The organism is Aquihabitans sp. McL0605, assembly GCF_049993875.1.
In the GTDB taxonomy this organism is placed as follows: domain Bacteria; phylum Actinomycetota; class Acidimicrobiia; order Acidimicrobiales; family Iamiaceae; genus Aquihabitans.
In genome coordinates this window covers 1974259-1996827 of the sequence record NZ_CP188252.1, presented here as the reverse complement: position 1 = coordinate 1996827, position 22569 = coordinate 1974259, and the positions used below count along the sequence as shown (strand labels likewise).

Annotated in this window: 26 protein-coding genes; 20 read left to right on the top strand and 6 right to left on the bottom strand. The window is 70.8% G+C overall.

The window, feature by feature from the left end:
- Window positions 1-152 precede the first annotated feature (152 nt).
- The 8 genes from ACPPVX_RS09135 to ACPPVX_RS09100 all read left to right on the top strand — a co-directional run bounded on the left by ACPPVX_RS09135 (window position 153) and on the right by ACPPVX_RS09100 (window position 6437).
- A complete protein-coding gene (locus ACPPVX_RS09135) occupies window positions 153-887 on the top strand; it encodes a phosphatase PAP2 family protein (protein WP_426574585.1) in 735 nt (244 codons plus the stop codon).
- Window positions 884-1777: a diacylglycerol/lipid kinase family protein gene (locus tag ACPPVX_RS09130; protein WP_426574584.1), complete on the top strand. Its 894-nt coding sequence runs from the start codon at window positions 884-886 to the stop codon at window positions 1775-1777. Before ACPPVX_RS09135 ends, ACPPVX_RS09130 begins: the two co-directional genes overlap by 4 nt.
- Window positions 1774-2748 (top strand): YihY/virulence factor BrkB family protein, encoded by a 975-nt coding sequence (locus tag ACPPVX_RS09125; protein ID WP_426574583.1) that lies wholly within the window; start codon window positions 1774-1776, stop codon window positions 2746-2748. Before ACPPVX_RS09130 ends, ACPPVX_RS09125 begins: the two co-directional genes overlap by 4 nt.
- Window positions 2745-3938 (top strand): phospholipase D-like domain-containing protein, encoded by a 1194-nt coding sequence (locus ACPPVX_RS09120; RefSeq protein ID WP_426574582.1) that lies wholly within the window; start codon window positions 2745-2747, stop codon window positions 3936-3938. Before ACPPVX_RS09125 ends, ACPPVX_RS09120 begins: the two co-directional genes overlap by 4 nt.
- Window positions 3939-4096: 158 nt before the next feature.
- Window positions 4097-4543, top strand: a complete 447-nt coding sequence (locus ACPPVX_RS09115; RefSeq protein ID WP_426574581.1) for a PA2169 family four-helix-bundle protein — start codon at window positions 4097-4099, stop codon at window positions 4541-4543.
- A 96-nt stretch (window positions 4544-4639) separates the two neighbouring features.
- Window positions 4640-5434: a hypothetical protein gene (locus tag ACPPVX_RS09110; protein WP_426574580.1), complete on the top strand. Its 795-nt coding sequence runs from the start codon at window positions 4640-4642 to the stop codon at window positions 5432-5434.
- Between the two features lie 5 nt (window positions 5435-5439).
- The gene (locus ACPPVX_RS09105; protein WP_426574579.1) at window positions 5440-5832 is read left to right on the top strand and encodes a phage holin family protein; all 393 of its coding nucleotides are present in this window, start codon (window positions 5440-5442) and stop codon (window positions 5830-5832) included.
- The gene (locus ACPPVX_RS09100; protein ID WP_426574578.1) at window positions 5808-6437 is read left to right on the top strand and encodes a DUF3618 domain-containing protein; all 630 of its coding nucleotides are present in this window, start codon (window positions 5808-5810) and stop codon (window positions 6435-6437) included. Before ACPPVX_RS09105 ends, ACPPVX_RS09100 begins: the two co-directional genes overlap by 25 nt.
- A 127-nt stretch (window positions 6438-6564) precedes the next feature.
- Here the strand turns inward: ACPPVX_RS09100 and ACPPVX_RS09095 are convergent, their stop codons facing one another.
- Together ACPPVX_RS09095 and ACPPVX_RS09090 are read right to left on the bottom strand one after the other, a co-directional pair.
- On the bottom strand, window positions 6565-7173 hold the full coding sequence (locus ACPPVX_RS09095) for a DNA polymerase ligase N-terminal domain-containing protein (protein WP_426574577.1): 609 nt from the start codon (window positions 7171-7173) through the stop codon (window positions 6565-6567).
- Window positions 7170-8159 (bottom strand): Ku protein, encoded by a 990-nt coding sequence (locus ACPPVX_RS09090; protein WP_426574576.1) that lies wholly within the window; start codon window positions 8157-8159, stop codon window positions 7170-7172. The genes ACPPVX_RS09095 and ACPPVX_RS09090 overlap by 4 nt, the downstream gene beginning before the upstream one ends.
- 81 nt (window positions 8160-8240) lie before the next feature.
- Between ACPPVX_RS09090 and ACPPVX_RS09085 the strand changes: the two genes are divergently transcribed.
- The 3 genes from ACPPVX_RS09085 (at window position 8241) to ACPPVX_RS09075 (ending at window position 10878) form a co-directional block, all read left to right on the top strand.
- A complete protein-coding gene (locus ACPPVX_RS09085) occupies window positions 8241-8966 on the top strand; it encodes a hypothetical protein (protein WP_426574575.1) in 726 nt (241 codons plus the stop codon).
- A gap of 170 nt (window positions 8967-9136) precedes the next feature.
- Window positions 9137-10381: a DUF2254 domain-containing protein gene (locus ACPPVX_RS09080; protein ID WP_426575020.1), complete on the top strand. Its 1245-nt coding sequence runs from the start codon at window positions 9137-9139 to the stop codon at window positions 10379-10381.
- Window positions 10382-10626: 245 nt separating this feature from the next.
- Window positions 10627-10878 (top strand): hypothetical protein, encoded by a 252-nt coding sequence (locus ACPPVX_RS09075; protein WP_426574574.1) that lies wholly within the window; start codon window positions 10627-10629, stop codon window positions 10876-10878.
- 51 nt (window positions 10879-10929) lie between these two features.
- On the opposite strand, the gene ACPPVX_RS09070 is transcribed toward ACPPVX_RS09075, so the two are convergent.
- Entirely contained in the window at window positions 10930-12084 is a 1155-nt protein-coding gene (locus tag ACPPVX_RS09070) for an AI-2E family transporter (RefSeq protein WP_426574573.1), read from the bottom strand.
- A 19-nt stretch (window positions 12085-12103) separates the two neighbouring features.
- On the opposite strand from ACPPVX_RS09070, the gene ACPPVX_RS09065 reads away from it, so the two are divergent.
- The 3 genes from ACPPVX_RS09065 to ACPPVX_RS09055 all read left to right on the top strand — a co-directional run bounded on the left by ACPPVX_RS09065 (window position 12104) and on the right by ACPPVX_RS09055 (window position 14561).
- Window positions 12104-13174 (top strand): AI-2E family transporter, encoded by a 1071-nt coding sequence (locus tag ACPPVX_RS09065; protein ID WP_426574572.1) that lies wholly within the window; start codon window positions 12104-12106, stop codon window positions 13172-13174.
- 253 nt (window positions 13175-13427) lie between these two features.
- Window positions 13428-13625, top strand: a complete 198-nt coding sequence (locus ACPPVX_RS09060; protein WP_426574571.1) for a hypothetical protein — start codon at window positions 13428-13430, stop codon at window positions 13623-13625.
- Between the two features lie 51 nt (window positions 13626-13676).
- Window positions 13677-14561: a methyltransferase domain-containing protein gene (locus ACPPVX_RS09055; protein WP_426574570.1), complete on the top strand. Its 885-nt coding sequence runs from the start codon at window positions 13677-13679 to the stop codon at window positions 14559-14561.
- Window positions 14562-14585: 24 nt separating this feature from the next.
- Here the strand turns inward: ACPPVX_RS09055 and ACPPVX_RS09050 are convergent, their stop codons facing one another.
- Both ACPPVX_RS09050 and ACPPVX_RS09045 read right to left on the bottom strand, forming a co-directional pair.
- Window positions 14586-15332: a VOC family protein gene (locus ACPPVX_RS09050; RefSeq protein WP_426574569.1), complete on the bottom strand. Its 747-nt coding sequence runs from the start codon at window positions 15330-15332 to the stop codon at window positions 14586-14588.
- Window positions 15333-15451: 119 nt separating this feature from the next.
- On the bottom strand, window positions 15452-16426 hold the full coding sequence (locus tag ACPPVX_RS09045; RefSeq protein ID WP_426574568.1) for a TIGR03557 family F420-dependent LLM class oxidoreductase: 975 nt from the start codon (window positions 16424-16426) through the stop codon (window positions 15452-15454).
- Window positions 16427-16597: 171 nt separating this feature from the next.
- Here ACPPVX_RS09045 and ACPPVX_RS09040 point away from each other — a divergent pair, with 171 nt between their 5' ends.
- From ACPPVX_RS09040 to ACPPVX_RS09015, 6 genes are all read left to right on the top strand, one after another.
- On the top strand, window positions 16598-16747 hold the full coding sequence (locus tag ACPPVX_RS09040; RefSeq protein ID WP_426575019.1) for a GPGG-motif small membrane protein: 150 nt from the start codon (window positions 16598-16600) through the stop codon (window positions 16745-16747).
- A complete protein-coding gene (locus tag ACPPVX_RS09035) occupies window positions 16744-17352 on the top strand; it encodes a flavodoxin family protein (RefSeq protein WP_426574567.1) in 609 nt (202 codons plus the stop codon). Before ACPPVX_RS09040 ends, ACPPVX_RS09035 begins: the two co-directional genes overlap by 4 nt.
- Before the next feature lie 31 nt (window positions 17353-17383).
- Complete coding sequence (locus ACPPVX_RS09030) at window positions 17384-17908, top strand: DUF6328 family protein (protein WP_426574566.1); 525 nt, start codon at window positions 17384-17386, stop codon at window positions 17906-17908.
- A gap of 187 nt (window positions 17909-18095) precedes the next feature.
- Window positions 18096-20252 (top strand): catalase, encoded by a 2157-nt coding sequence (locus ACPPVX_RS09025; protein WP_426574565.1) that lies wholly within the window; start codon window positions 18096-18098, stop codon window positions 20250-20252.
- Between the two features lie 25 nt (window positions 20253-20277).
- Window positions 20278-21888 (top strand): phytoene desaturase family protein, encoded by a 1611-nt coding sequence (locus tag ACPPVX_RS09020; protein WP_426574564.1) that lies wholly within the window; start codon window positions 20278-20280, stop codon window positions 21886-21888.
- Complete coding sequence (locus ACPPVX_RS09015; protein WP_426574563.1) at window positions 21885-22331, top strand: SRPBCC family protein; 447 nt, start codon at window positions 21885-21887, stop codon at window positions 22329-22331. The genes ACPPVX_RS09020 and ACPPVX_RS09015 overlap by 4 nt, the downstream gene beginning before the upstream one ends.
- A 21-nt stretch (window positions 22332-22352) precedes the next feature.
- Here ACPPVX_RS09015 and ACPPVX_RS09010 read toward each other — a convergent pair whose 3' ends face one another.
- The gene (locus ACPPVX_RS09010) at window positions 22353-22559 is read right to left on the bottom strand and encodes a DNA-binding protein (RefSeq protein ID WP_426574562.1); all 207 of its coding nucleotides are present in this window, start codon (window positions 22557-22559) and stop codon (window positions 22353-22355) included.
- Window positions 22560-22569 lie beyond the last annotated feature (10 nt).

Sequence of the window (22569 nt, the reverse complement as noted above, 5' to 3'; positions counted from 1 at the left end):
CACGCCCCCTTCCAGTGCGCGCGGACAGTAGGCCAGTTCACCTTCCGTTCACGCACTAAACAATCGCCATGGGCGATCAACCGCGAACCCAGGCGCCGTCATCGGCCCTCGGTTCTGGGCGTTCGGTGACGGAGCGGGCATCCTCGCGGTCGGTGGAACAGGCTGCGGGCGCGGTCGCCGCCCGCGGGCGGGGACCGGTCGTCTCTGCCCTTGCGGTCGGCGTGACCGGGTGGCTGGCCTTGGTCCTGGTCGGCGTGGCGATCGGGGCGCTGCTCACCCATGTCGGCGTGTTCGGCGGTCTGCGCCACTGGGACGACGGGGTCAACCGTTGGCTGGTCGCGCGGCGCTCGGACGGGTGGACGTCGGCATCGGGTGCGCTGTCGAAGTCAGCGGAGACGGTTCCGATCATCGTCGGCGCGCTCCTGCTCGAGGCGGTCCTGGCGTTGCTCCGCCGGTGGCGGGACCTGCTCGTGGTGGTCATCGGGCTCACCATCGAGCTGGCGACGTTCCTCGCGATCAACCAGATCGTTCGCCGACCCCGGCCGACCGTGGCGAAGCTGGGAACGGAGCCGAGCACGTTCAGCTTCCCGTCCGGTCACACGGCGGCGACGGTGGTGCTGTGGGGCGCGGCGGTCCTGCTGCTGGTGCCGATGACCGCTCCGTCGGCGGTTCGTGCCGTCCGGTGGTTTCTGGTGGCGGCCCTGGCGGTGGCGGTCGGTTGGGCTCGCGTGTACCGAGGGATGCACCACGTCACCGATGTGACCGTCGGGGCCCTGGTTGGCGCTTCGGCACTCTGGCTGGCGGTCGTGGCGACCCGGGTCACGGTGCTGGCCGATGGACGGCTCCGTGAACGATCCGTGGACCCGACCCGAGTGGAGACCAGATGAAGTCCGTCGCAGTGATCGCGCACAGTGGCAAGGCGTTCGGGGGCGGCCTCGACGAGCTCAGGACGGTCTTGGCCCACAACGGGGTCCACGACCCGATCTGGTACGAGGTCCCGAAGAGCCGGAAGGCGCCCAAGCGGGTGCGCCAGGCGATCGATGCCGGCGCGGAGCTGATCTTCGTGTGGGGCGGCGACGGCATGGTGCAGCGCTGCATCGACGAGCTCGCCGGCGAACCGGTGACGGTGGCCGTCCTCCCGGCCGGCACGGCCAACCTCCTCGCCACCAACCTCGGCATCCCGAAGGACAGCGTCGCCGACGCGGTCCAGGTCGGCCTCCACGGCCGTCCTCGCGTTCTCGACGTGGGCGTCATCAACGGCGAGCGCTTCATGGTCATGGCCGGCGTCGGGTTCGATGCCGCGATGATCCGCGATGCCGACGCGGGGTTGAAGGACAAGGCCGGGAAGCTCGCCTACGTGTGGACCGGGGTCCGCAACGTGGGGTCCGACCAGGTTCGGATGAAGATCAGGGTCGATGGCGCCAAGTGGTTCGACGGCAAGGCGACCTGCCTCCTGGTGGGCAACGTGGGGACGATCACGGGCGGGCTCGTGGCGTTCGCCGATGCCCGACCCGACGATGGTGTCCTCGAGGTCGGGGTCGTCACCGCGGCAGGCGCCCTCCAGTGGTCGCGGGTCCTGGCCCGCATGGCTGCGGGCAGCGTCGAGAAGTCGCCGTTCACCCGCCACACGTCCGCCCACACCATCAAGGCCACCCTGTCCCGGAAGCTGCCCTACGAGCTCGACGGTGGGGCCCGCACCGAGGTCAAGACCATCAAGGTCGAGATCGAGGCCGGTGCCGTCACCATCTGCGTCCCGAACGCCGAAGGTGAGGGATGAGCACTGCCAAGCTGGTTCCCGAGACGTGGGAGCTCACCGGCGACGATGCCTGGCGCACGTTGTCGCAGACCGGTCGGCGCCAGCTGCTCAAGGAAGCCTTCATGCGCCTTCGGGTGTCCGACGGCTTCAGCCACGCCCGTTCGCTGGCGTTCATGACCTCCCTCGTGCTCGTGCAGGGGACGATCGTGCTGGTCGGTACGGCGAGCGCCCTCGGCGGAACCGACGTCTCCCACGCCATCGTGAGCGCGATCGAGCACGCCGCTCCCGGTCCCGCCGGCAACGTGCTCACCCAGGCGGTCCACCAGGCCCGCCACGCCGGCGCCTCACGCCGTTACACCGCGCTGGCCCTCGGACTCGTCGGCACCCTGGTCTCGAGCACCACGGCCATGGGGCAGCTGGAGCGGGCCCTCAACCGCATCTACGGGGTGGAACAGGACCGCCCGGCGGTGCAGAAGTACGGCTTGGCCCTGCTGCTCGCCCTGAGCGCGGGCGCCCTCGTGGCGGTGTCCTTCCTGGCCCTCGGCTTCGGCAGCACGGTCGGCACCTCGCTCCACAACCCAGCCCTCAACCGAGCGTGGACGATCCTTCGCTGGCCGGTCGCCCTGATCCTGATCGCATCCGCCATGGCGCTGCTGTTCCGATGGTGTCCGCGTCGCCATCAGCCCGGCTGGTCCTGGCTGGCGTTCGGGTCCGCCATCTCCATCACCCTCTGGTTCGCGGTCACCACGATCATGGGGGTGGTGCTGCGCGCGAGCCGCTCGTTCGGGCAGACGTACGGCCCGTTGGCAGGGATCGTCGCCCTCCAGGTCTGGGCGCTCCTGTCCTCGGTGGCCATCCTCTACGGCGCCGCGGTCGCGGCGCAGCTCGAGGCGACCCGATCCGGAGACATCGAGCCGCAGGACGAGGAGAAGGTGAGCCAATCGGAGCCCGACGCCGACGCGACGACATCCCGGGTCACCGAGCGCACATGACCGCGGATGCGATCGGCCGCCAGGTCCCGGACGATGACGGGACCACCCGGATCCGCCGCCATGTGGAAGGCATCCTCGGCGTCCCTGCCACCGAGGGGAACCTGATCGACGTGCTCCGCAACGGTGATGAGATCTTTCCCGCCATGCTCGAAGCCGTCGAGCAGGCCGAGCACACGATCGACTTCCTGACCTTCGTCTACTGGAAGGGCGAGATCGGAGATGAGCTCGCCTCCCGTCTCTGCGAACGGGCGCGTCACGGCGTCCGCGTCCGAGTCCTGCTCGACGCGCTCGGCGCCCGTCCCATCGATACCAAGCTCCTCGACGACATGGCCGACAACGGCGTCGACGTCCGCTGGTTCCGGCCCCTGAAGCGCTTCCGACCGACCCAGGTGAACCATCGGACCCATCGCAAGGTCCTCATCGTGGACGAGGACCTCGGCTTCACCGGAGGCGTCGGGATCGCCGATGAATGGCGCGGCGACGCCCGCAACGCCGACGAGTGGCGCGACACCCACTTCCGCATCCGCGGACCCGCGGTGGATGGGCTCCGGGCCGCGTTCCTGGACAACTGGATCGAGACGAACCCCACCCTCTACGACGACGACGTCGACCGCTTCCCCGAGCCGCCCCAGCACGGCACCGCCATCGCGCAGGTGGTGCGCAGCGCATCCGAGACCGGCTGGAGCGATGTCGACACCCTCTTCCGCACGCTGCTCCAGCTCGCCGAGCACCACGTGCGGATCACCACCGCGTACTTCGTGCCCGACGACGAGCTCTGCGACCGGCTCTGCGCCGCCGCCGAAAGAGGCGTCTCGGTCGAGATCCTGCTCCCCGGTCCGCACGCCGACAAGCGGTTCGTCCAGCTGGCGGGGGAGCGGGCCTACGAGCGCCTGCTCGATCACGACGTTGCCATCTGGAGCTTCCAGCCTTCGATGCTGCACGCCAAGGTGATGACCATCGATGGCTTCGTGAGCAACATCGGCAGCGCGAACCTGAACAACCGATCTGCCCGCCTGGACGACGAGGTGAACCTCGTCGTCCTGGATCCACACGTCACTGCGGTCCTCGATGAGCAGTTCGAGTCCGACCTGGAGCGGAGCGTCCGGATCGAACGTGGGCGCTGGGAGAGGCGTTCGCCCCTGCAGCACGCGGCCGAGTGGGCGGTCAGGCCCTTCAAGCACTTCTTCTGACCGCGCCCGCCCGCTTGGTGGTGCCGACCTCGCGTTCGCCACCGACCCCGACGCCGCCGTCGGCACCTCGTTCCGTCGTTCGACGCGGCCGGCGTGGCGATGGTTGCCGACCCTCCACGCCGGGTAGCGACCATCCCCACCAACGCAGGAGGACACCCATGTCGAACGATGAAGCAGTGACGAAGGATCTCATCCAGACCCTCGAGGACGGCAAGGACGGGTTCGCTCGGGCGGCTGACAAGGTCGAGAAGGACGGCGAACCACGGCTGGCCGGAACCTTCCGCCAGCTCGCCGCCCAGCGGGGCCAGCTCGCCGACGAGCTCCAGGCGATCGCAGCCAGCTACGGCGACCAGATCGAAGCGTCTGGCACCGTGGCGGCCAAGGCCCACCGCGGATGGATGGCCGTCAAGGACGCCATCGCCGGATCCGATCCTGATGGCGTGCTCGATGCGGCCGAGCAAGGAGAGGACCACGCCGTCTCCGAGTTCGAGAAGGCGCTCCAGAGCGACATCTCACCCGAGCTCAAGACCATCGTGCAGCGCCAGCTCGCCGCGATCCGCTCCGCCCACGACCAGGTCAAGGCGCTCCGCGACCGTCAACCCTGACGCGGGACCGCCTGGCGCGCTGCGGCCCGTGCGGACCGAAGGGGTAAGGAAAAAGTCCCCCATCGGGTGAGGTTGGAGGTCCAGAACGCAGGGGTAGTGAAGGCGGTCCACGGCGCTCGGGGCGATCGCCTCGCTCATGACGAGCGCCTCACAACTCCAGAGGAGGACGGAACGATGACGGATCTGAGACCGCAGAACACGGAGGCCGATTCGGCCAAGGAGAAGGTGATCGGTGCGGCCGGAGATGTCGCTGGCACCATGACCGAGCAGGGCCAGGCGGTCGCCCAGACCGCAGTGTCCGAGGCACGCGATGTGGCGGCCCATGCCAAGGAGCAGGTCTCGACGCTCACCGCAGAGACCAGAGATCAGGCGATGCAGGCGCTCACCTCGGCGACGGCCGAGCTGGAGACCCAGCTCGACCAGCGCCTCGGCGACGTCACGTCGATGGCGCGCACCACCGCCGAAGAGCTGCGGGCGCTGTGCGAGGGTCGTCCAGAAGATGCTGGGCGCACGGCCGACCTGGCCCGGCAGGCGAGCCAGCGGCTCGATCGGTTTGCGGAGCGGACCGACCAGCTCGGTGTGCGCGGCGCGGCCGAGGAGATCGCTGACTTCGGTCGTCGGCGACCCGTCGCGTTCCTCCTTGGCGCGGCCGCGGCCGGGGTGCTCGTGGGGCGCATGGCCCGAGCGGGAACGAGCGTGCAGGGAACTGCTGCGGCGGCACCCGACGCCCCTCGCAGCCTTTCGTCCCCGCCTCCGGCGCCCAGCACGGCAGGGTCTGCGTATGCGGCCCCGTCGGTGCCGTCGGCCGCGCCGCCGGTCGTGGCCCCCTCGACCATCGGTCCGAGGCCGGACCTCGCGCCTGCGAGCCCGGTTGCGGGGGCCGAACGATGACGGCCATGCAGCCGTCGCAGGGGGAGCGGTCGCTGTCCGAGCTCGTTGCGACGATGACCGAGGACGTGTCGACGTTGATGCGCAAGGAGGTCGAGCTGGCCAAGGAGGAGCTGCGGGTCGAAGCCCGCCGCGCTGGGAAGGCCGGGGCCGGCTTCGCTGGTGCCGGCGTCAGCGGCCTGTACGCCGGCATTGCCCTGGTCATGGCGATCGGCTTCGCCCTCGACGAGCTCCTGCCCACCTGGCTCGGCTTCCTCCTCATCGCGCTCGTGCTGGGGGCCGTGGCCGCGGTCTTCGCCCAACGGGGTCAACGCGAGCTCCAGGAACTGAATCCCGCCCCAGAGCAGACCATCGAGACCATGAAGGAGAACGCGCAATGGCTGAGCGAACAGAGGAACTGAGGCGTGACATCGAGCAGACCCGCGCCCACATGAGCGGGACGCTCGACGAGATCGGCGATCGGGTCAGCCCCGGCCGGATCGCCGAGAGGCGGTGGCAGAGCGTCCGTGAATCCGGATCGCGTGTTGCGGCGACGGTCATGGGCGCCCCCCGCTCCGCTACCCAGCGCACGGGATCAGCGATCGGCGACGCGCAGAGCTCGGCCTCGGATGCCGCTTCCTCTGCGGCGCAATCGGTTGCCGAGGCGCCCGAGCGGGTGAAGGAGGCGGCATCGGGGAACCCGATCGCGGCAGGTGCCGTCGCCTTCGGCATCGGGGTCCTGATCGGTTCCCTCGCCTCCTCGTCCCCCGAGGAGCAGCGCATCGCCGAGCAGTTCCTGGAACCGGTGCAGTCCGAGCTCAGCGACACCGGTCGCCAGCTGGCGAGCGCGGTGAAGGAGCAGGTCCAGGAGCAGATGGCCCCCGTCGTCGAGCACGCGACGGAGGCCGCCGCAGAGGTGAAGGACCACGCCGTCGACTCGGCGGAGACGATCCGGGCCGAAGCCACGTCCGCCAAGGGAGCGGTGGAGAGCGATGTGAAGGACGCAACCCGAGAAGCCCGCGGCTGAACGCTCGGCCCCGAGCGGCGAGACGGCCGGCCCGCGAGTACGAGGGTCGGCCGTCGACCGCTGCGCAGCCGCGGGCGGCGCTGCCTGCCGCCCGATGGTCGAGCGGCTGACGACCGGCAGGCACCGTCTAACCGAGACCGGCGGGCCGGGTGCCGCGCTCGACGACCTCGTCGTTCGTCAAGCCCGATCGCACCGATCGTGGGTAGTCCTCCGGGTTCCAGCCTCGAACCGCGGCGTCGTCGTCCTTGTGGACCAGGAGCCACTGTTCGCGGGTGGAGGACGGCTTGCCCCGGCGCACGAGGGCGAAGCGGCCTCCGAGCTTCTCGCCGTGGAGGTCGAGGTGCAGGTCGCCGGCGGCGAGATCATGGGCGGGATCACCGTGGCCGGATCGCCAGGTGCCCCAGTCCCAGACCACCACATCGCCTCCTCCGTACCCGCCCGTCGGGATCACGCCCTCGAAGTCGAAGTAGTCGAGCGGGTGGTCCTCGACGCGGACGGCGAGCCGGCGGGTCGACGGATCGAGGGTGGGCCCTTTGGGAACCGACCAGCTCGCGAGCACCCCGTCGATCTCGAGCCGGAAGTCGTAGTGGAGGCGGCTGGCGCGGTGGCGCTGCACCACGAACCGAGGATCACCCGAGGCTGATGGTGCGACCGACCCTTGCGGCTCCGCGGTGAGCGTGAAGTCGCGCTTCTCGCGGTACCTCCTGAGCGGGTCCTTCCCCTGGTCCTTGCTCATGCTGACTTCCGGGTGGGGCGCTTCGCCGCTGCCTTCTTGGCGGTCGCCTTCTTCGCAGCCCGCTTCGTCGCCGGCTTCTTGGCCGCCGGCTTCTTCGCAGCCGCCTTCTTCGCGGGCCCCTTCTTCGCCGTGGAGCGCTTGGCGCTGCGCTTCGTGGCTGCCGCCTTCTTGGCGGGCCGCTCCTTGGTGCCCGTCCTGGATCTCCCGGTGCTGCGCTCGATGCTGGCCCGCAGGGCGTCCATCAGATCGATCACCTCGCCGCCCTCATCGTCGCTGGACGGGGGCGGGGTCATGGTCTTGCCCTTCGACTTGGCGGTGATGATCTTCTTGACCTCTTCGGTGTACGTGTCGTGGTACTGGCTCGGGTCCCATGCACCGGCCAGGGCGTCGATGATCTGGCCGGCGAGCTGCACCGCCTTGGGGTCGGCCTTGCCGACCTTCTCGGGGATGTCGTCGATGGACGACCGGTCGATGACCTCGTCGGCGAAGCGCATGGTCGACATGGCGAGCGCGCCGTCCAGCGGCCTCACCGCGGTGAGGTACTGCTTGTTCCTCATGACCACGGTTCCGATGCCCACCCGGCCCTTGTCCTCCATGGCCCGCAGCAGGAGCGCGTAGGGCTCGGCTGCGGCATCGCCATCGGGCGCCAGCCAGTAGGTCCGCTGGTAGTAGATGGGATCGACATCGTCGAGGGCGACGAAGTCCCGGATCTCGACGGCGCGGGTGCTCGCGGGTCGGAGGTCGTCGAGCTCGTCGCGCTCGAACGTCGCGTACTTGCCGTTGGGCAGCTCGTACCCGAGCACCATGTCGTCGCGCTCGACCTCCTTGCCCGACTCCTCGGACACGGTGTGGTTGCGCACACGAGCACCGCTCGACCGTTCGAGCTGGTGGAAGTGCACCGTGTGATCCCGGGCCGCGGTGAACGCCCGCATCGGGACGCTCACCAACCCGAAGCTGATCGACCCCTTCCAGACTGGACGCGCCACAGCGAGCTCCTCTCGTCGGTGATCAACTGGATGATTCCCCGCAGACGGCCCCGTCAGACCCGACGGCTCGGTAGGAGCGCCGTGAACGATCCCGTCCGCCGGCTCGGCCCAGGACGGGCGGCCATGTCGTCTTCGCTGAGGACTGAGATCGCCGGGCCCGACTGCGCGGAGACGATCCGGGGTAGTCGTGGATCCAACGCTCCTGGAGGTTCAGCCATGTCCGACGTCCACCACTTCCCGTTCGGGTTCGATCCGCTGTTCGCTGTGCCCGCACGGCTCTTGGGGATCCGATCGACCACCGCCTGGGTGGATGTCGACGAGGAGCGCATCAGCGCCCGGTTCGGACCGTGGAGGGTCGAGACGACCCGTGCGAACGTCGCCGAGGCTGCGATCACCGGGCCCTACTCGATCCCGAAGACCATTGGTCCGGCCCACCTGTCGCTGCGGGATGGGGGCCTCACGTTCGCGACGAACCAGCGCGCGGGCGTCTGCATCTCGTTCAAGGACCCGGTGCGTGGCATCGATCCTCTCGGTCTCGTCCGCCACCGCGGCCTCACGGTCACCGTGGAGGACCCCGGCGCGCTGGCGGCGTTGCTGGATCCGATCGGGCTGGAGCGGCGCGACCGAGGGGCGGAGCTCGAAGCCCAGGAGGTCATCGACGAGCTGCACTCGATGACCGCCAGCGAGGTCCGGTCCTACGCCCGCTCGCACGGCATCGAGCACGCCGGGTCATCGAGCAAGGCCGAGCTGATCGGGGAGATCGAGCACGACCCGGAGATCGATCTCGAGCGAGAGCTTCGAGGTTGAGCCCGTCGACGGGGTCGAGCCCGGGCGGGCGCGGGTGCGGCGAAGGTCGGGTGGTCACCCACCAGGTGATCCGGCTCGACGATCACGGTGGGCGCGCGTCGTGGGGCCTGGCTCGTCTACCGCGGCGCACCTTGGGGCACTGAGCACCGACGAAGGAGCACCACGTGCGCATGTTCAGGCTCTTCAGCAGCGCGAAGACCGGGCTCTGGTTCCTGCCGGTGGCGTGCGTGCTCGCGGGCGTCGCGACGTCGTTCGCGACGCTCTCCATCGATCGCTGGTCCGACTACGAGCTGGTGCCCGAACGCTTCGTGGGAGGACCGGACGCCGCCTTGACGATCCTCTCCACGGTGGCGCTGTCCATGGTGTCGCTGGCGGCGCTGGTGCTGACGATCACGATGGTCGTGGTGCAGCTGGCGATGGCCCAGTTCTCTCCGCGGATCGTCCAGACGATTCTTCGGGACCGTCCGAGCCAACTGGCCATCGGCATCTTCGTGGCCACGTTCGCCCACGCCATCTTGGCGATGCGCGCGGTCAACTTCACCGGCTCGGGCCAGGTGCCGGGGCTCTCCGTGGTCGTGGCGTTCGTCCTGGTCCTCATCAGCATCGCCACGCTCGTCGTGTACGTCCACCACCTCGGTCAGGCCCTGCGGGTGGCTTCGCTGATCGAGCTGGTGAGCGACGACACTCGGCGGGTGTTCGACGAGCTCTACCCCGGTGAGCTGGACGAGGCCGTGGTCGACGATGCCGACACGATCACGGCTCCGTCGTCGGGGGTGGTGTCCCGGGTCGACCACGAGTCGCTGGTAAAGGTGGCCCACCAGGCGGATTGCCTCCTGGAGCTGATCCCGGCCATCGGGACGTACGTGCCGGTGGGAGCCCCGATGCTCCGGGTCCACGGCGACGCGGCCGAGCTCGATCGATCTGCGGTGATCAACGACGTGCTCCTGACGAAGGAGCGGGAGCTGGACCAGGACCCCGCCTACGGGTTGCGGATGCTGGTCGACATCGCCGAGCGATCCCTGTCCGACTCGCCGTTCCTGGACCCGACGACCGCCGTGCAGGCGCTCGATCGCGTGCACGACTGCCTCCGCCAGCTGGCCGGACGCGAGTTCCCCGACGGCAACCACGCCGACGCCGAAGGGACGATCCGCCTCGTCGTGCCCACGATGACCTGGGACGCGTACGTGCACCTCGCGTTCGACGAGATCCGCATGGCCGGCGCCGGCTCCCCTCAGGTCGCCCGCCGGCTGCGCGCCGCGCTGGACGACCTGCTGGCGGTCGCCCCCGAATCCCGCCAGCCCGTGCTCCGCCTCCAGCTCGAGCGGTTGGAATCCCTGAGCGGCGCGGAGGTCGAGGTCGACGTCGATCTGGCGGCGGGCAGCGACGCGCTCGGCCTCGGCGCCGTTCGGCTGTGAGCGGCGGCACGAGCGAGCACGCCCTTCTCGGCCAGGGTGGGCTCAGCGTTGCCAACGATGCGGCCGCGCTGACCCGCGCCGGCTGGACGTAGGGATCGCCGCACTTCGCTGTCGTTGAGATTCGGGAGGGCCGGATCGACGGTCGCTCACCGGGCCGTGGTGGATTCGGTCCCGATCGAGGTTGGTCGATCGTGGCGCCGGGTACTCACTAGGCGATCGACGCGGATCACCGAGGAGGAGTCGAGATGGAGATCCATCTGGAGTGCCTGAGCTGTGGCGGCGACATCGTGTTCCGGGCGGGCCGAGGTCGGACGAGCGGCCGTGTCCTCGGCCGCTGCACCGACTGCCGCCGGGCGTTCACCCTCCAGGGAGGCAAGGTGCTCACGGCCGCCCTGCCGGCACGGCCCCAAGGCCTCTGGCGGTTCGGCCGCCCAGCGAGCGACGAGCCGGTCGGCGCCCCGGCCCGCGAACCCGGTGACATGCCGGCCGCGTCCTGAAGCCGGGTGCCACCACGCGCCTGACGATCGCACGGCACGCGCTCGACCGGCTCACGGCGGGGAAGCGTGCGATCCGCCGTCGTGGTCGTCGCCGTCGCCGTCGTGGTCGCGATCCGTTGCCTCGATCAGCTCGCTGTCGCGCTGGCGCACCGCAAGGAGGATCGCCTTGACCGAGCCGACGAGCGGCGTGGCGATCAGGGCGCCGGGCACGCCGGCCGCCGTGCCCCCCACGATGGCGGCGATCATCGTGGTGGGGGGCGACAGGTTCACCGCCTTGCCCACGATCGCGGGTTGGATGAAGTAGTTCTCGGCGCTCATGTAGGCCATGAAGGCGACCGCGGCGATGGCCCCGGTCGCGGCCCCTTGGGTGAGCGCGAGGACGACGAAGACCGAGCCGCCCAGGAACCCGCCGATCTGGGGGATCAGGTTGGTGATCATCACCCAGATCGCGGCGAGCACGATGAGGGGGACACCGATCACGAGGCCCACGGCGAGGATGTAGGTGCCGTTCATGACGGCCACGAGCAGCGAGCCGGCGAAGTAGCGGCCGAGGATGTCGTAGACGAGGGCTCCGCCGCGGTCGACGCGCGATATGAGGTGATCGGGGACGAGCGAGCGCGTGCGGGCCACCAGCGTCTCGCCGTCGAGGATGAACGCGAGGGTGAGCAGCAGCACCTGGAGCACGCTGGCGATCCCCAGCACCAAGCGGGTCATGATGTCGCTCACGCTGTCGGTGGTGACGGTGCCAGGGAGCTCCTCGAGCCACCGGTCGGACTTGGCCGCGATGTCGGCCTGGGCGATGCGGTTGCCGACGACCGGGAAGTCGTAGAACTGCTCCAAGGTGGAGGGGAGGTCGTCGGAGAACGCGGCGGCCTGGCGCACCGCCGGCGGGACGAGCAGCACCGCCACCAGCACCAGTGCGCCGATGAGCGCCAGGGTCACCACGGCGGCGGACGCCCCCCGTGACATGCCGCGTCCCTGGAGCATCCGGACCGGGCGGTCGAGCGCGAGCGCCAGGACGCCGGCGATCACGATCTTGGTGAGCGAGTCGACGGTGGAGCGGGCGAAGCCCGTGACGACGAGCAGCAGCAGCAGGCCGAGCGCGAGGTGGAGGTAGGAGTGCCAGTCCACCACCGCCAGGATGCGCCCCTCCTCGATCCCGATCTCGCGGGCCGAGGGCGTTGCGTCCGAACCGGGGTCCGTCATCGTCGGTAGCCTAGGTGCGATGCCCAGACCTGGCCTGGCTGCCCGCCCGGAGTGGACGGCTCGCCGGGTGCGGGCCTCCGGTTCCTCGGTGCTGCTCGCCGTCGCCACGATCGTCGGGGTCATCGTCGCCCGCAACGTGTTCCTGGCGGCCCGCCAGCCGATCGGCTGGGTCGTGGCGGCCGCGGTCACCGCGCTGGTGCTCTGGCCGATCATCGACCGCCTCGACCGGTGGGTGCCCCGCGCCCTCGGGATCATCCTCACGCTGCTGCTCAGCGCGGGAGCCGTGATCGGGCTGTGGTTCGCCGTGTCCCACGAGCTGCAGGGCCAGCTCGCCCAGCTCCAGGAGCGGCTGCCCGCCGCCGCCGCCGAGCTCGAGCAGCGCGGCGGCAGGGACGGCGTGCTCACCCAGCTGCGCTTCGGGTCGCTCGTCGACGATCTCGTGCACCAGACGTCCCAGCACGTCGCACCCGAGCCCACCCTCAAGGATGCCGCCGGCACCGCTCCCGCCTTCCTGGTGAGCGGGATCCTGGTCGTCTTCTTCCTCATCTGGGGCCCGTCGATGCTCGACGGCGCTCAGAAGCAGATACGCGACCCCGAGCTCCAAGCCCACGTGGGCGACGTCGCCGCGCGCGCGGCGTGGCTCACCCAGCGCTACGTCATCACCGCGGGCGCCCTCGGGATCGCCGCGGGCGTGATCGGCGGGATGCTCGCGTGGTGGGCGGGTCTTCCCACGCCCCTCGTGCTCGGCATCGTGCTGGGAGTGGCGAGCGTCATCCCCTACGTCGGCATCCTGTTTGGCGCCATCCCCATCCTGCTGCTCGCGGTCGCGTCCCAGTCCAACGTCGAGGCGGTCGCGATCGCGGTGGCCCTGATCGGTGTCCAAGCGGTGTGCACGACCACCCTGCGCCGGCTCTCTCAGCGAGGACTGCTGCGCGCGGGACCCGCCGTCATCGTCGTCGCCGCGCTCGTCGGCTCCGACCTGTACGGGCTCGGTGGCGCACTGGTCATGGTGGTGGTCGGCATCTTGGCGGTCGCCGTCATCGAGTGCGAGGTCGAGTCCCCGGCACCTGCCACCGACGCATCCGCCTAGACCCTCGCTCGGTTCCGGCACGGGCCTTGGCGCGGTGCGACGCGAGCGCTGGTGCGGTCGCCTCGCGGCACGAGGCTGGTGGGGCGGGGGCCCTCCGGACCTTCTTGCTCCGTCGTGTCTCGGGAGCGTGGCGGGTGGGTAGTCGGGTGCGTCCCGCCAGCCATAGGAGGCGCCGTGTACATCGGGGTAGGAACGCTCGTCATCATCCTCTTGATCATCCTGATCCTCACCTGAACCACGGAGGCAGACCCTCATGATCGATCTCAAAGGCCAGTTCTTCTTCTACTTGGCTGCGGTCCTGTGCTTCCTCGTCGCCGCGGTCGGCGAAGGGTGGAAGTACGGCAAGCGCACGAGAGCCGGCCTGCCGGCACTCGTGGTCACCCTGCCGTTGGGACTCGCCCTCTGGCTGTTCCCGCTCATGTGGAACACCGGCTACCGCGCGTTCCGCTGATCGCTCGGAGGGGCCATGAGCCTGGGTGGAGCGCGACGAGATCGCGTCGAGGTGCTGGACCTCTTGCAGCAGTTCGCGCCCGACGGGTCGCGCCCCGCGGTGTCGCGGCAGGCCGCGATCCGGTCCTGCGAGCTGGCTGGTGATGCTTGGGCCGCGCGCCTGGTCACCCAGGTGCCGGGCGGGGCCACGCTCGATCCCGTGGCCATCGATCGGCTCGAGGTCGAGGTCCACCGCGAGATCGCCCGCCTCTCGCGGGTGACGGCGAACCACCGGCGCATGAGGTGGCTGCTCGCTCCCGTCGTCGATGGGATCCGACAGACCGATCGATCGGCTCCGATCCGGATCGTCGACCTGGGTTGCGGAGACGGTGACCTGGTCCGCAGCCTGGCGCGCCGGCCCATGGGCGCAGACCTCGAGCTCGTCGGGATCGACCTCAACCCGATGCTCGTCGATCGGGCCCGAAGCTTGGCGGCGGCGGAAGGCCTGGCCTGCCGCTTCGAGGTGGGCGATGCCCGCGCGCCTCGCGACGACGCGACCATCCTCACCTCGACGGCGCTGCTCCACCACCTCCGTGGTCCCGACCTCGATGCCCTGTTCGCGGCGCAGTCGGCAGGGTCAGCCGAGGCGTGCGTCCACCTCGATCTGCGCCCCGATCGGCACGCCGTCGCGGCGGTCGCGGCCGCCCACCTCGTGCTGATGCGCTCGCCCGTGAGCCGCCACGACGGCGTGCGGTCGGCGCAGCGCGCCCATCCGATCGAGGAGCTGATCCGAGCAGCCCGGGGCGCCGAGGGTTTCGCCTTCAGGACCCGGGTCCTGAGCCGGTTCGATCCGCTCTGCTCGATGCTCAACGTCCTCGTAGGCGTGCGGACCCCGATCCCTTCCGCCGGCACCGAGCGAGCGGAGATCAGCGAACCCGCAAGCGTCGCGGTCGCGTGAGGTCGGCCGGCACGGGAGCCCGGATCAGCGCGAGCGGACCGTGAGCTCGTTGCCGTCGGGGTCGGCCAGCAGGACCCGGCCACCGCCCGGGGAGCTCCTGCTCTCGCGCTCCTCGACTCGGGTGGCGCCGAGCGAGACGAGGCGCTCCACCTCCGAGGACGGGTCGGAGGCCGGGCGCGGCGCCAGATCGAGGTGCAGGCGGTTGCGCCCGTGCTTCGGGACCAGCGGCGGACCGCCCCACGTGATCATCGGGCCGGTGCCGTCGGGGGCGCGGACGGCTGTCTCCTCGTCCTGGTCCCACACCAGCGGCCAGCCCAGCGCCTCGCTCCAGAACACGCCGACCGCTCGGGTGCCGTCGCAGCAGACCGCCCCGAGGCGAGGGCAGTCGGCGAGGAACCGGTTGTCCGGTCCGATCAGGCACAGCTCGTTGCCCTCCGGGTCGGCCAGGACGAGATGGCCCTCCTCCGGTGTCTGGCCGATGTCGATGTGACGGCCACCGAGCCCGACCAGCTGCTCCGCCGACCCCCGTTGATCGCCGAGCGACGAGGTGGTCAGGTCGAGGTGGAGGCGCTTGCGGCTGGTCTGATCGCCTGACAGCGGTCGGAACAGCAGGGTGAACCCGGTGCCGTCGGTCGGGGTCAGGGGTACGCCGTCGGAGGTCGCCTCGGCGACCTCCCAGCGCAGGGCCTGGGCCCAGAAGCGGGCCAGGCCCGCGGGATCGGCCGCCCCGAAGCACACGGCGACGAGCTGGGATCCGGCTGCTTCCGTCATGGACCGACCTCCGAGGTCGCGATCGACACGCCTTCCCCGCGACGATCCCACGTCGAGCGCCGCCCAGGCTCGAGGGTTTCGGGACGGACCGGTCTCCCGGTCCCGCCGACGGGGAGCGCTCAGCTGCTCCGGTGCGCGCTGCGGAGGGCAGGGAGCAGGTCGGACTCGGCCCAGGTCGTGAAGCCCTCCTGGGCGTCGCCACCGATCTGGCACAGCGCCAGATGCGTGAACCCGGCATCGGCCCACTCCGCCGCGGCGGCGACCACCGCGTCGACGTCGTCGCCGCACGGGATCGACTCGGCCACGTCGTCGCGGGTGACGAACTGGGACGCCGCGGCGAACGCGGCGGGCCCGGGCAGCTCGGCGTTGACCTTCCAGCCGCCGCCGAACCACCGGAACTGATCGTGGGCCCGGTCGATCGCGGCGTCTCGATCGCGGTCGAAGCTCACCGGCATCTGGCCGACCCTCGGCTTGCCCTGGCCGCCGGCCGCATCGAACGCGGCGCCGAGCTCGGCGTCGGGCTCGACCGCGATCATGAGGTCGGCCAGCTCACCGGCGATGGCGCACGACTGGGCGCCCGACACGGCGAGGCCGATCCGCACCGGGTCCTCGGGCCGATCCCACAGCTTCGCCGAGTCGACCTCGAAGTGGGTGCCCCGGTGGTTGACGTAGCCGCCGTCGAGCAGGCCCCGGATGATCTCGACCGCTTCGACGAGCATCTCGTGGCGGGTGTTCGCCGGCGGCCAGCCCCCGCCGACGACGTGCTCGTTGAGGTTCTCGCCGGCGCCGAGGCCGAGCGTGAACCGCCCCTCGGAGAGGAGGCCGACGGTGGCCGCCTTCTGCGCCACGATCGCCGGGTGGTACCGCTTGATCGGGCAGGTCACGTAGGTCATCAGCTCCATCCGCTCGGTGGCCTGGGCGACGGCACCCAGCACGCTCCACGCGTACGGTGAGTGCCCCTGCTCCTCGAGCCAGGGGAAGGCGTGGTCGCTGATCACCGAGAAGTCGAAGCCAGCGGCCTCCGCGGCCACCGCGTTCCGCACCAGGCTCCGCGGATCTGACTGCTCGCACATGAGGGTGTAGCCGATCTCCATGGCCTCGCCGGTACCCCGACGGCGCCGGGACGAGACCGCTCGCTCGCGCTTGCGGCTGTCCCTGCGCCTGCCCGTGGGGCCGATCGACCATCGGCGCCGGTCCGGTTCGAGTCGATCGATCGTCACGGGGGCAGGTTTCGATCCGATCCGTTGCGGGCAGCAGGATCCATGATCGGAACCATCCTCTGGCTCATCGCAGCCATCCTCGTCATCGCCGGCATCGTCCAGATCGTCCAAGGGCAGATCATCTTCGGGATCATCCTGATCATCATCGGTGCCCTGGTCGGCCCCGGCGGCATGTCCATCACCAGCCGACGATGACCGCCCTCGCTGCTGTCGCCATCAACTGCACGCTCAAGCCCTCACCGGAGGATTCGAGCTGCGATCGGATGCTCAGCCTCATCGCCGATGCGCTCGGCGAGCACGACGTCACCACGGAGACCATCCGCGCCGTCGACCTCGACATCAAGCCGGGCACCAGCTCGGACGAAGGTGACGGAGACGCGTGGCCGCCGATCCGGCAGAAGATCCTCGATGCCCAGATCCTCGTCATCGGCACGCCGATCTGGCTGGGGAACCCGTCGAGCGTCTGCCGCCGGGTGCTCGAGCGGCTCGACGCCCTGCTCAGCGAGACCGATGACGATGGTCGGATGATCACCTTCGATCGGGTCGGCATCGCCGCCACGGTCGGCAACGAGGACGGGGCCCACAACGTGTCCGCCCAGGTGTTCCAAGCGCTCAGCGACGTCGGCTTCACCATCCCCGCCGGCGGTCACGCGTACTGGGTCGGCGAAGCCATGGGCTCGGTCGACTTCAAGGACCTCGACCCGGTCCCCGAGAAGGTCACGGACACCATCGGGACCATGGCCGCCAACGCAGCGCACCTCGCCAGGCAGCTGGCGGCGTCCGGCTACCCGGCCGGCTGACGGAACCGCCGAAGGCGCAGGTCGACGCGAGATGGGCCCGGTCAGCAGCGACTCGGACAGCGGTGCTCATCCCGCTCAGGCGCCGAGGGAGGAGAGCGAGCCCGAGCGCCTCAACCGGGAGCTCGACCAGCTCCTCGGCGAGCTGCGGGTGGCGCTCCCCGGCGTCCAGGTGCTGTTCGCCTTCCTGCTCACCGTCCCGTTCACCGACCGGTTCCACGACCTCCCGACGAGCGCCCGCGACGTCTACTTCGCGGCGGTGACCCTCGTCGCCCTGGCGTCGATCCTGCTCATCGCTCCCACCGTGCACCACCGCCTCCGGTTCCGCCGAGGGATCAAGGAGGAGATGATCATGATGGCGAACCACCTCGCCCTGGCCGGCACCGCGTGCCTCGGGCTCGGTCTGGGAGCGGCGATCTACGTGGCCGGCGAGGCGGCGTTCCCCGGGTCGTGGGTGCGGTGGTTCGGGCCCCTGGTGATCATCGCCGCGATCTTGATCTGGTACGTGATCCCGCTCGGCTACCACTCCCGACGGCACGGGCCCATCGACGAGCGCTGATCGGTCGCAGCGGGCCGGCCCGAGGGCCCTGGGGTCATCTGAGGCATGTCGGGATAGGCCGCTCGAACTTCGGGTAGGAGGAGTCGCCCAGGACCTGCACCTGCCGTGACCGGCAGCTGGGCTGCGGACAGGCGAGGACGGCGGCCCGTGCCCGCCTCTCGCCACTCACCCCATACGGAGGGAATCCATGGCTGCGAAGCGAACCCCGAAGGCACCCACCGGGCCCATCGCCCGCGACGGGGCCCGATCACCGAACCGCGACGAAGCGACGAGCGCGTCTCCCCAGGACAACCCGGTCGGCTCGTCCCGCCCGCCGAAGGCGGCGGCAGTCGCCGCCGCGGAGCTCAAGCGGGCCGCGGGGAAGGTCAGCGCGACCGAGACCGGGACCGGGGTCGATGAGGCCACGTCACCGCCCTGGGCGCAGGCCGGCGATCGGCTCACCACGGCGCACGGCGTCCGGGTCGACGACGCCGACAACTCTCTCACCGCCGGGGCGCGCGGCCCCTCGCTCCTGGAGGACTTCCACCTCCGCGAGAAGATCATGCACTTCGACCACGAGCGGATCCCCGAGCGCGCGGTCCACGCCCGTGGCGCCGGCGCCCACGGCACCTTCCGGGCGGTCGACGGCCTCGAGGACCTCTGTGCGGCGAGCTTCCTCCGGGCGGGGACCACGTCTCCCGTGTTCGTGAGGTTCTCGACGGTCGCCGGTTCGCGCGGCTCGGCGGACACGGCGCGCGACGTGCGCGGCTTCGCCACCCGCTTCTACACCGACGAGGGCAACTTCGACCTGGTGGGCAACAACATCCCGATCTTCTTCATCCAGGACGGCCTCAAGTTCCCGGACCTGGTCCATGCGGTGAAGCCCGAGCCCGACCGCGAGATCCCGCAGGCCCAGTCGGCGCACGACACGTTCTGGGACTTCGTCAGCCTGCAGCCGGAGTCGACCGCCATGTTGATGTGGGCGATGTCGGACCGGGCGATCCCTCGGTCCTTCGCCACGATGGAGGGCTTCGGGGTCCACACCTTCCGCCTCACCGCACCGGACGGGTCCACGTCGCTCGTGAAGTGGCACTGGAAGCCGGTCGCCGGGGTGCACTCGCTCGTCTGGGAGGAGTCGCAGAAGCTCGGCGGCATCGACCCGGACTTCCACCGCCGCGACCTCCACGCCCGGATCGCGTCCGGCAACCCGCCCCAGTGGGAGCTCGGCGTGCAGGTCATGCCCGACACCGATGACCAGACCTTCGAGGGCATCGACCTGCTCGACGCCACCAAGCTCGTGCCCGAAGAGCTCTGCCCGGTCCGCACCGTCGGGGTCATGACCCTCGACCGCAACCCCACGAACTACTTCGCCGAGACCGAGCAGGTGGCGTTCCACCCGGGGCACGTGGTCCCCGGGATCGGGTTCGTCGACGACCCGCTGCTGCACGCCCGGCTCTTCTCCTACCTGGACACGCAGCTCACCCGCCTCGGCGGGCCCAACTTCAACCAGATCCCGATCAACCGGCCCATCGCCCCGGTCAACGACAACAACCGCGACGGTTCCATGCAGCAGGCCGTGCACGAGGGCGTGGCCGCATACACGCCGAACTCGCTCGGCGGCGGTTGCCCGTTCGCCCGCACCGGTGACGGCGCCTACACGCACCCGCCCCGCGAGGTGGCGGGACCGAAGGTGAAGCTGCGCCCCGCCAGCTTCGACGACCACTTCAGCCAGGCCACCCTCTTCTACCGGTCGCTCACCGCCGTCGAGCAGGAGCACATCGCCGGAGCGTTCAGCTTCGAGCTGGCCAAGTGCGTGAGCCCTGGCATCCACGCCCGCATGGTGGCCAACCTGGCCCAGGTCGACGCCGATCTCGCCGAGCAGGTGGCGGCCCACCTCGGCATCGCCGTGCCCGACGGTGCCCCCGTCGAACCGGCGATCCTCTCGGGGGCCCTCTCCTTGGACCGGCAGGAGCCGACGACGCCGGCCGGCCGGGTCGTCGCCGTGATCGTCGACGACACGACCACCACCAGGGCGCTCTCGGCCTGGCGGTCCGCGGCCGACCCGCTGGGCGTCGAGATCGTCGCCGTCGGCCCCCACCTCGGGAAGCTCGCCAAGGGCGTCGCCTCCGACCGGACGGTCCACATCACCGACCCCGTCGAGTACGACGGCGTGGTCCTCGCGTGCGAGCCCGACGAGGGGACCGGGATGTTCGTCCAGGAGGCGTACCGCCACCACAAGACCATCGCGGTGACCGATCCGGCATGGGCGGAACCGCTCGGCATCGACGCCTCCGCGGCCGGCGTCTCCACCGGACCCGACGACTTCTTCGACCAGCTCGCCCTCCACCGCCACTGGGACCGCTGACCGCCGGTCGGGCGGTGAGCTGACCATGTCCGTGGGGACCGAGCCGGTGGATGCCGACGCGATCGTGATCGGCGCCGGCCCGAACGGCCTGGTCGCCGCCAACCTGCTCGCCGACGCTGGTTGGAGCGTCGTCGTGCTCGAAGCCGGCGACGAGCCCGGAGGGTCGGTGCGGTCGGCCGAGCTGATCGAGCCCGGCTTCCTCAACGACGTCTGCAGCGCGTTCTACCCCCTGGCCACCGAAGGGAGCCCGATCGACGACCTCCACCTCTCGGACCACGGGCTCCGCTGGCTCCACGCGCCGACCGTCCTCGCCCATCCCGCGCTCGACGGTTCGTGCCCGGTGATCTCCAGAGACATCGACGTGACGATGGCGTCGCTCGATGCGCTCCACCCCGGCGATGGCGCCTCCTGGGAAGCGCTCGTGCAGCGCTGGACCGACCTCCAGCCCCACCTGTCGCACCTCCTGTACCGGCCGTTCCCACCCGTCGCCGCGGCCGCCGGGCTGGTCCGGCACCTGCCCCCTCGCGACCTCGCCCGGCTCGGCCGGTTCTTGATGCTCCCGGCGCGCCGGATGGGTGAGGAGGAGCTGGGCGGGTCGGCCAGCCGCCGGCTGCTCGCCGGCTGCGCCCTCCACGCCGACCTGACGCCGGAGTCCACGCTGAGCGGGTTCTTCGGTTGGCTGATGTGCTGCCTCGGCCAGACCAACGGGTTCCCCGTCCCCGAAGGCGGCGCGAGGGCGGTGACCAGCGCGCTCGTCGCCCGTCTGGAGTCGCGCGGCGGCCAGGTCCACTGCGCGGCGGCGGTCGATCGGGTCGAGGTGCACCGGGGCCGTGCCGTCGGTGTGCACCTGACGGGCGCCGGCACCGTCCGCGCCGGGCGGGCCGTGCTCGCCGACGTCAACGCCCCGATGCTCTACACGAGCCTCGTCGGAGCCGGCGACCTGCCCGATGCCGTCCTCGGCGACATCGAGCGGTTCCACTGGGACGACGCCACGTTCAAGGTCGACTGGACGCTGGACGGCCCGATCCCGTGGTCCTCGGCCGAGGCTCGCGGTGCGGGCACCGTCCACGTCGCCGAGGACACCGACGCCCTCACCGTGGTGGCCTCCGAGCTGGCGCGGGGCCTGCTGCCGGCGCGGCCCTTCCTCCTGATCGGCCAGCAGTCGATGACCGACCCGAGCCGTCAACCGGCCGGGAAGGAGACGGCCTGGGCCTACACGCACGTCCCCCGCCGCGTGAGGGGCGATGGCGCCGGGGTGCTGGGCCGCGACTGGTCCGACGACGACGTCGGCGGGTTCGTCGCCCGCATCGAAGCCCAGGTCGAGGCGCTCGCCCCCGGGTTCCAGCACCTCATCCGCGGCCGCCACGTGCTCACCCCGGAGCGGTTCGAGGCGGAGAACCCGAACCTGTCATCGGGGGCGATCAACGGCGGGACCGCGCAGCTCCACCAGCAGCTCGTGTTCCGGCCCGTCCCCGGGCTGGGCCGAGCCGTCACGCCGATCGGCGGCCTCTACCTGGCCTCGTCATCGGCCCACCCCGGTGGCGGCCTGCACGGCGCACCGGGCGCCAACGCGGCGCGCGCCGCGATCTGGCACGACCGAACCCGACCCTGGAGACGCAGAGGAGCTCACCCGTGACCACTGTCCGTCGTTCCTTCGACCACCCGATCGATGACGTCTTCGCCGCCGTGGCCGACCCTCGCACCTATCCGCACTGGCTGGTGGGGGCCAAGGCGATGCGGGCCGTCGACCCCACCTGGCCGGCACCCGGCTCGTCGTTCCACCACCGGGTGGGGCTGGTCGGCCCCCTCACCCTCGACGACAGCTCCAGCTCGAAGGAGGTCCACGCCCCGAACCTCCTCGTGCTCGAGGTGCGGGCCCGGCCCATCGGCCGCGCCGAGGTCCGCTTCGAGGTCACCGAGCCCGGAGGCGGCGTCACCGAGGTCGCCTTCTCCGAGGAGCCCATCGGCCCGGCGCGGCTCTTCACCTTCATCGCCGCACCCCTCGCGGTGATCCGCAACCGGCGCTCGCTCGACCACCTCGAGCGGTACCTCGCGGATCCGTCGGCGGAGGGGCGGTAGCGCTTGGCGTGCGGTGCTCGATCAGCGGCGACCCGCGGCCCGGGCCCACTCCTCGACATCGGGCCAGCTCCACGCGGGGCGGCCGCCCACGGTCCACCGGGGCTCGGGGAACGGTGGGGTGTGGGGCCGGACCCGCCACTGCTCGACCGTGGCCCGGGCCACGCTGAGCCGCTCGGCGATCTCGAGCGCGCCGACGGGCTCGTACTCAGGGTGCTGGGGCTCGTTCACGGCCGGGGCA

Coding starts and splice junctions, on each gene's coding strand:
- ACPPVX_RS09020 (WP_426574564.1), top strand. CDS start 20,278: ATGTCCGTGGGGACCGAGCCGGTGGATGCCGACGCGATCGTGATCGGC.
- ACPPVX_RS09045 (WP_426574568.1), bottom strand. CDS start 16,426: ATGGAGATCGGCTACACCCTCATGTGCGAGCAGTCAGATCCGCGGAGC.
- ACPPVX_RS09025 (WP_426574565.1), top strand. CDS start 18,096: ATGGCTGCGAAGCGAACCCCGAAGGCACCCACCGGGCCCATCGCCCGC.
- ACPPVX_RS09125 (WP_426574583.1), top strand. CDS start 1,774: ATGAGCACTGCCAAGCTGGTTCCCGAGACGTGGGAGCTCACCGGCGAC.
- ACPPVX_RS09130 (WP_426574584.1), top strand. CDS start 884: ATGAAGTCCGTCGCAGTGATCGCGCACAGTGGCAAGGCGTTCGGGGGC.
- ACPPVX_RS09115 (WP_426574581.1), top strand. CDS start 4,097: ATGTCGAACGATGAAGCAGTGACGAAGGATCTCATCCAGACCCTCGAG.
- ACPPVX_RS09100 (WP_426574578.1), top strand. CDS start 5,808: ATGGCTGAGCGAACAGAGGAACTGAGGCGTGACATCGAGCAGACCCGC.
- ACPPVX_RS09120 (WP_426574582.1), top strand. CDS start 2,745: ATGACCGCGGATGCGATCGGCCGCCAGGTCCCGGACGATGACGGGACC.
- ACPPVX_RS09050 (WP_426574569.1), bottom strand. CDS start 15,332: ATGACGGAAGCAGCCGGATCCCAGCTCGTCGCCGTGTGCTTCGGGGCG.
- ACPPVX_RS09070 (WP_426574573.1), bottom strand. CDS start 12,084: ATGACGGACCCCGGTTCGGACGCAACGCCCTCGGCCCGCGAGATCGGG.
- ACPPVX_RS09030 (WP_426574566.1), top strand. CDS start 17,384: ATGGGCCCGGTCAGCAGCGACTCGGACAGCGGTGCTCATCCCGCTCAG.
- ACPPVX_RS09095 (WP_426574577.1), bottom strand. CDS start 7,173: ATGAGCAAGGACCAGGGGAAGGACCCGCTCAGGAGGTACCGCGAGAAG.
- ACPPVX_RS09075 (WP_426574574.1), top strand. CDS start 10,627: ATGGAGATCCATCTGGAGTGCCTGAGCTGTGGCGGCGACATCGTGTTC.
- ACPPVX_RS09105 (WP_426574579.1), top strand. CDS start 5,440: ATGCAGCCGTCGCAGGGGGAGCGGTCGCTGTCCGAGCTCGTTGCGACG.
- ACPPVX_RS09035 (WP_426574567.1), top strand. CDS start 16,744: ATGACCGCCCTCGCTGCTGTCGCCATCAACTGCACGCTCAAGCCCTCA.
- ACPPVX_RS09065 (WP_426574572.1), top strand. CDS start 12,104: ATGCCCAGACCTGGCCTGGCTGCCCGCCCGGAGTGGACGGCTCGCCGG.
- ACPPVX_RS09080 (WP_426575020.1), top strand. CDS start 9,137: ATGTTCAGGCTCTTCAGCAGCGCGAAGACCGGGCTCTGGTTCCTGCCG.
- ACPPVX_RS09060 (WP_426574571.1), top strand. CDS start 13,428: ATGATCGATCTCAAAGGCCAGTTCTTCTTCTACTTGGCTGCGGTCCTG.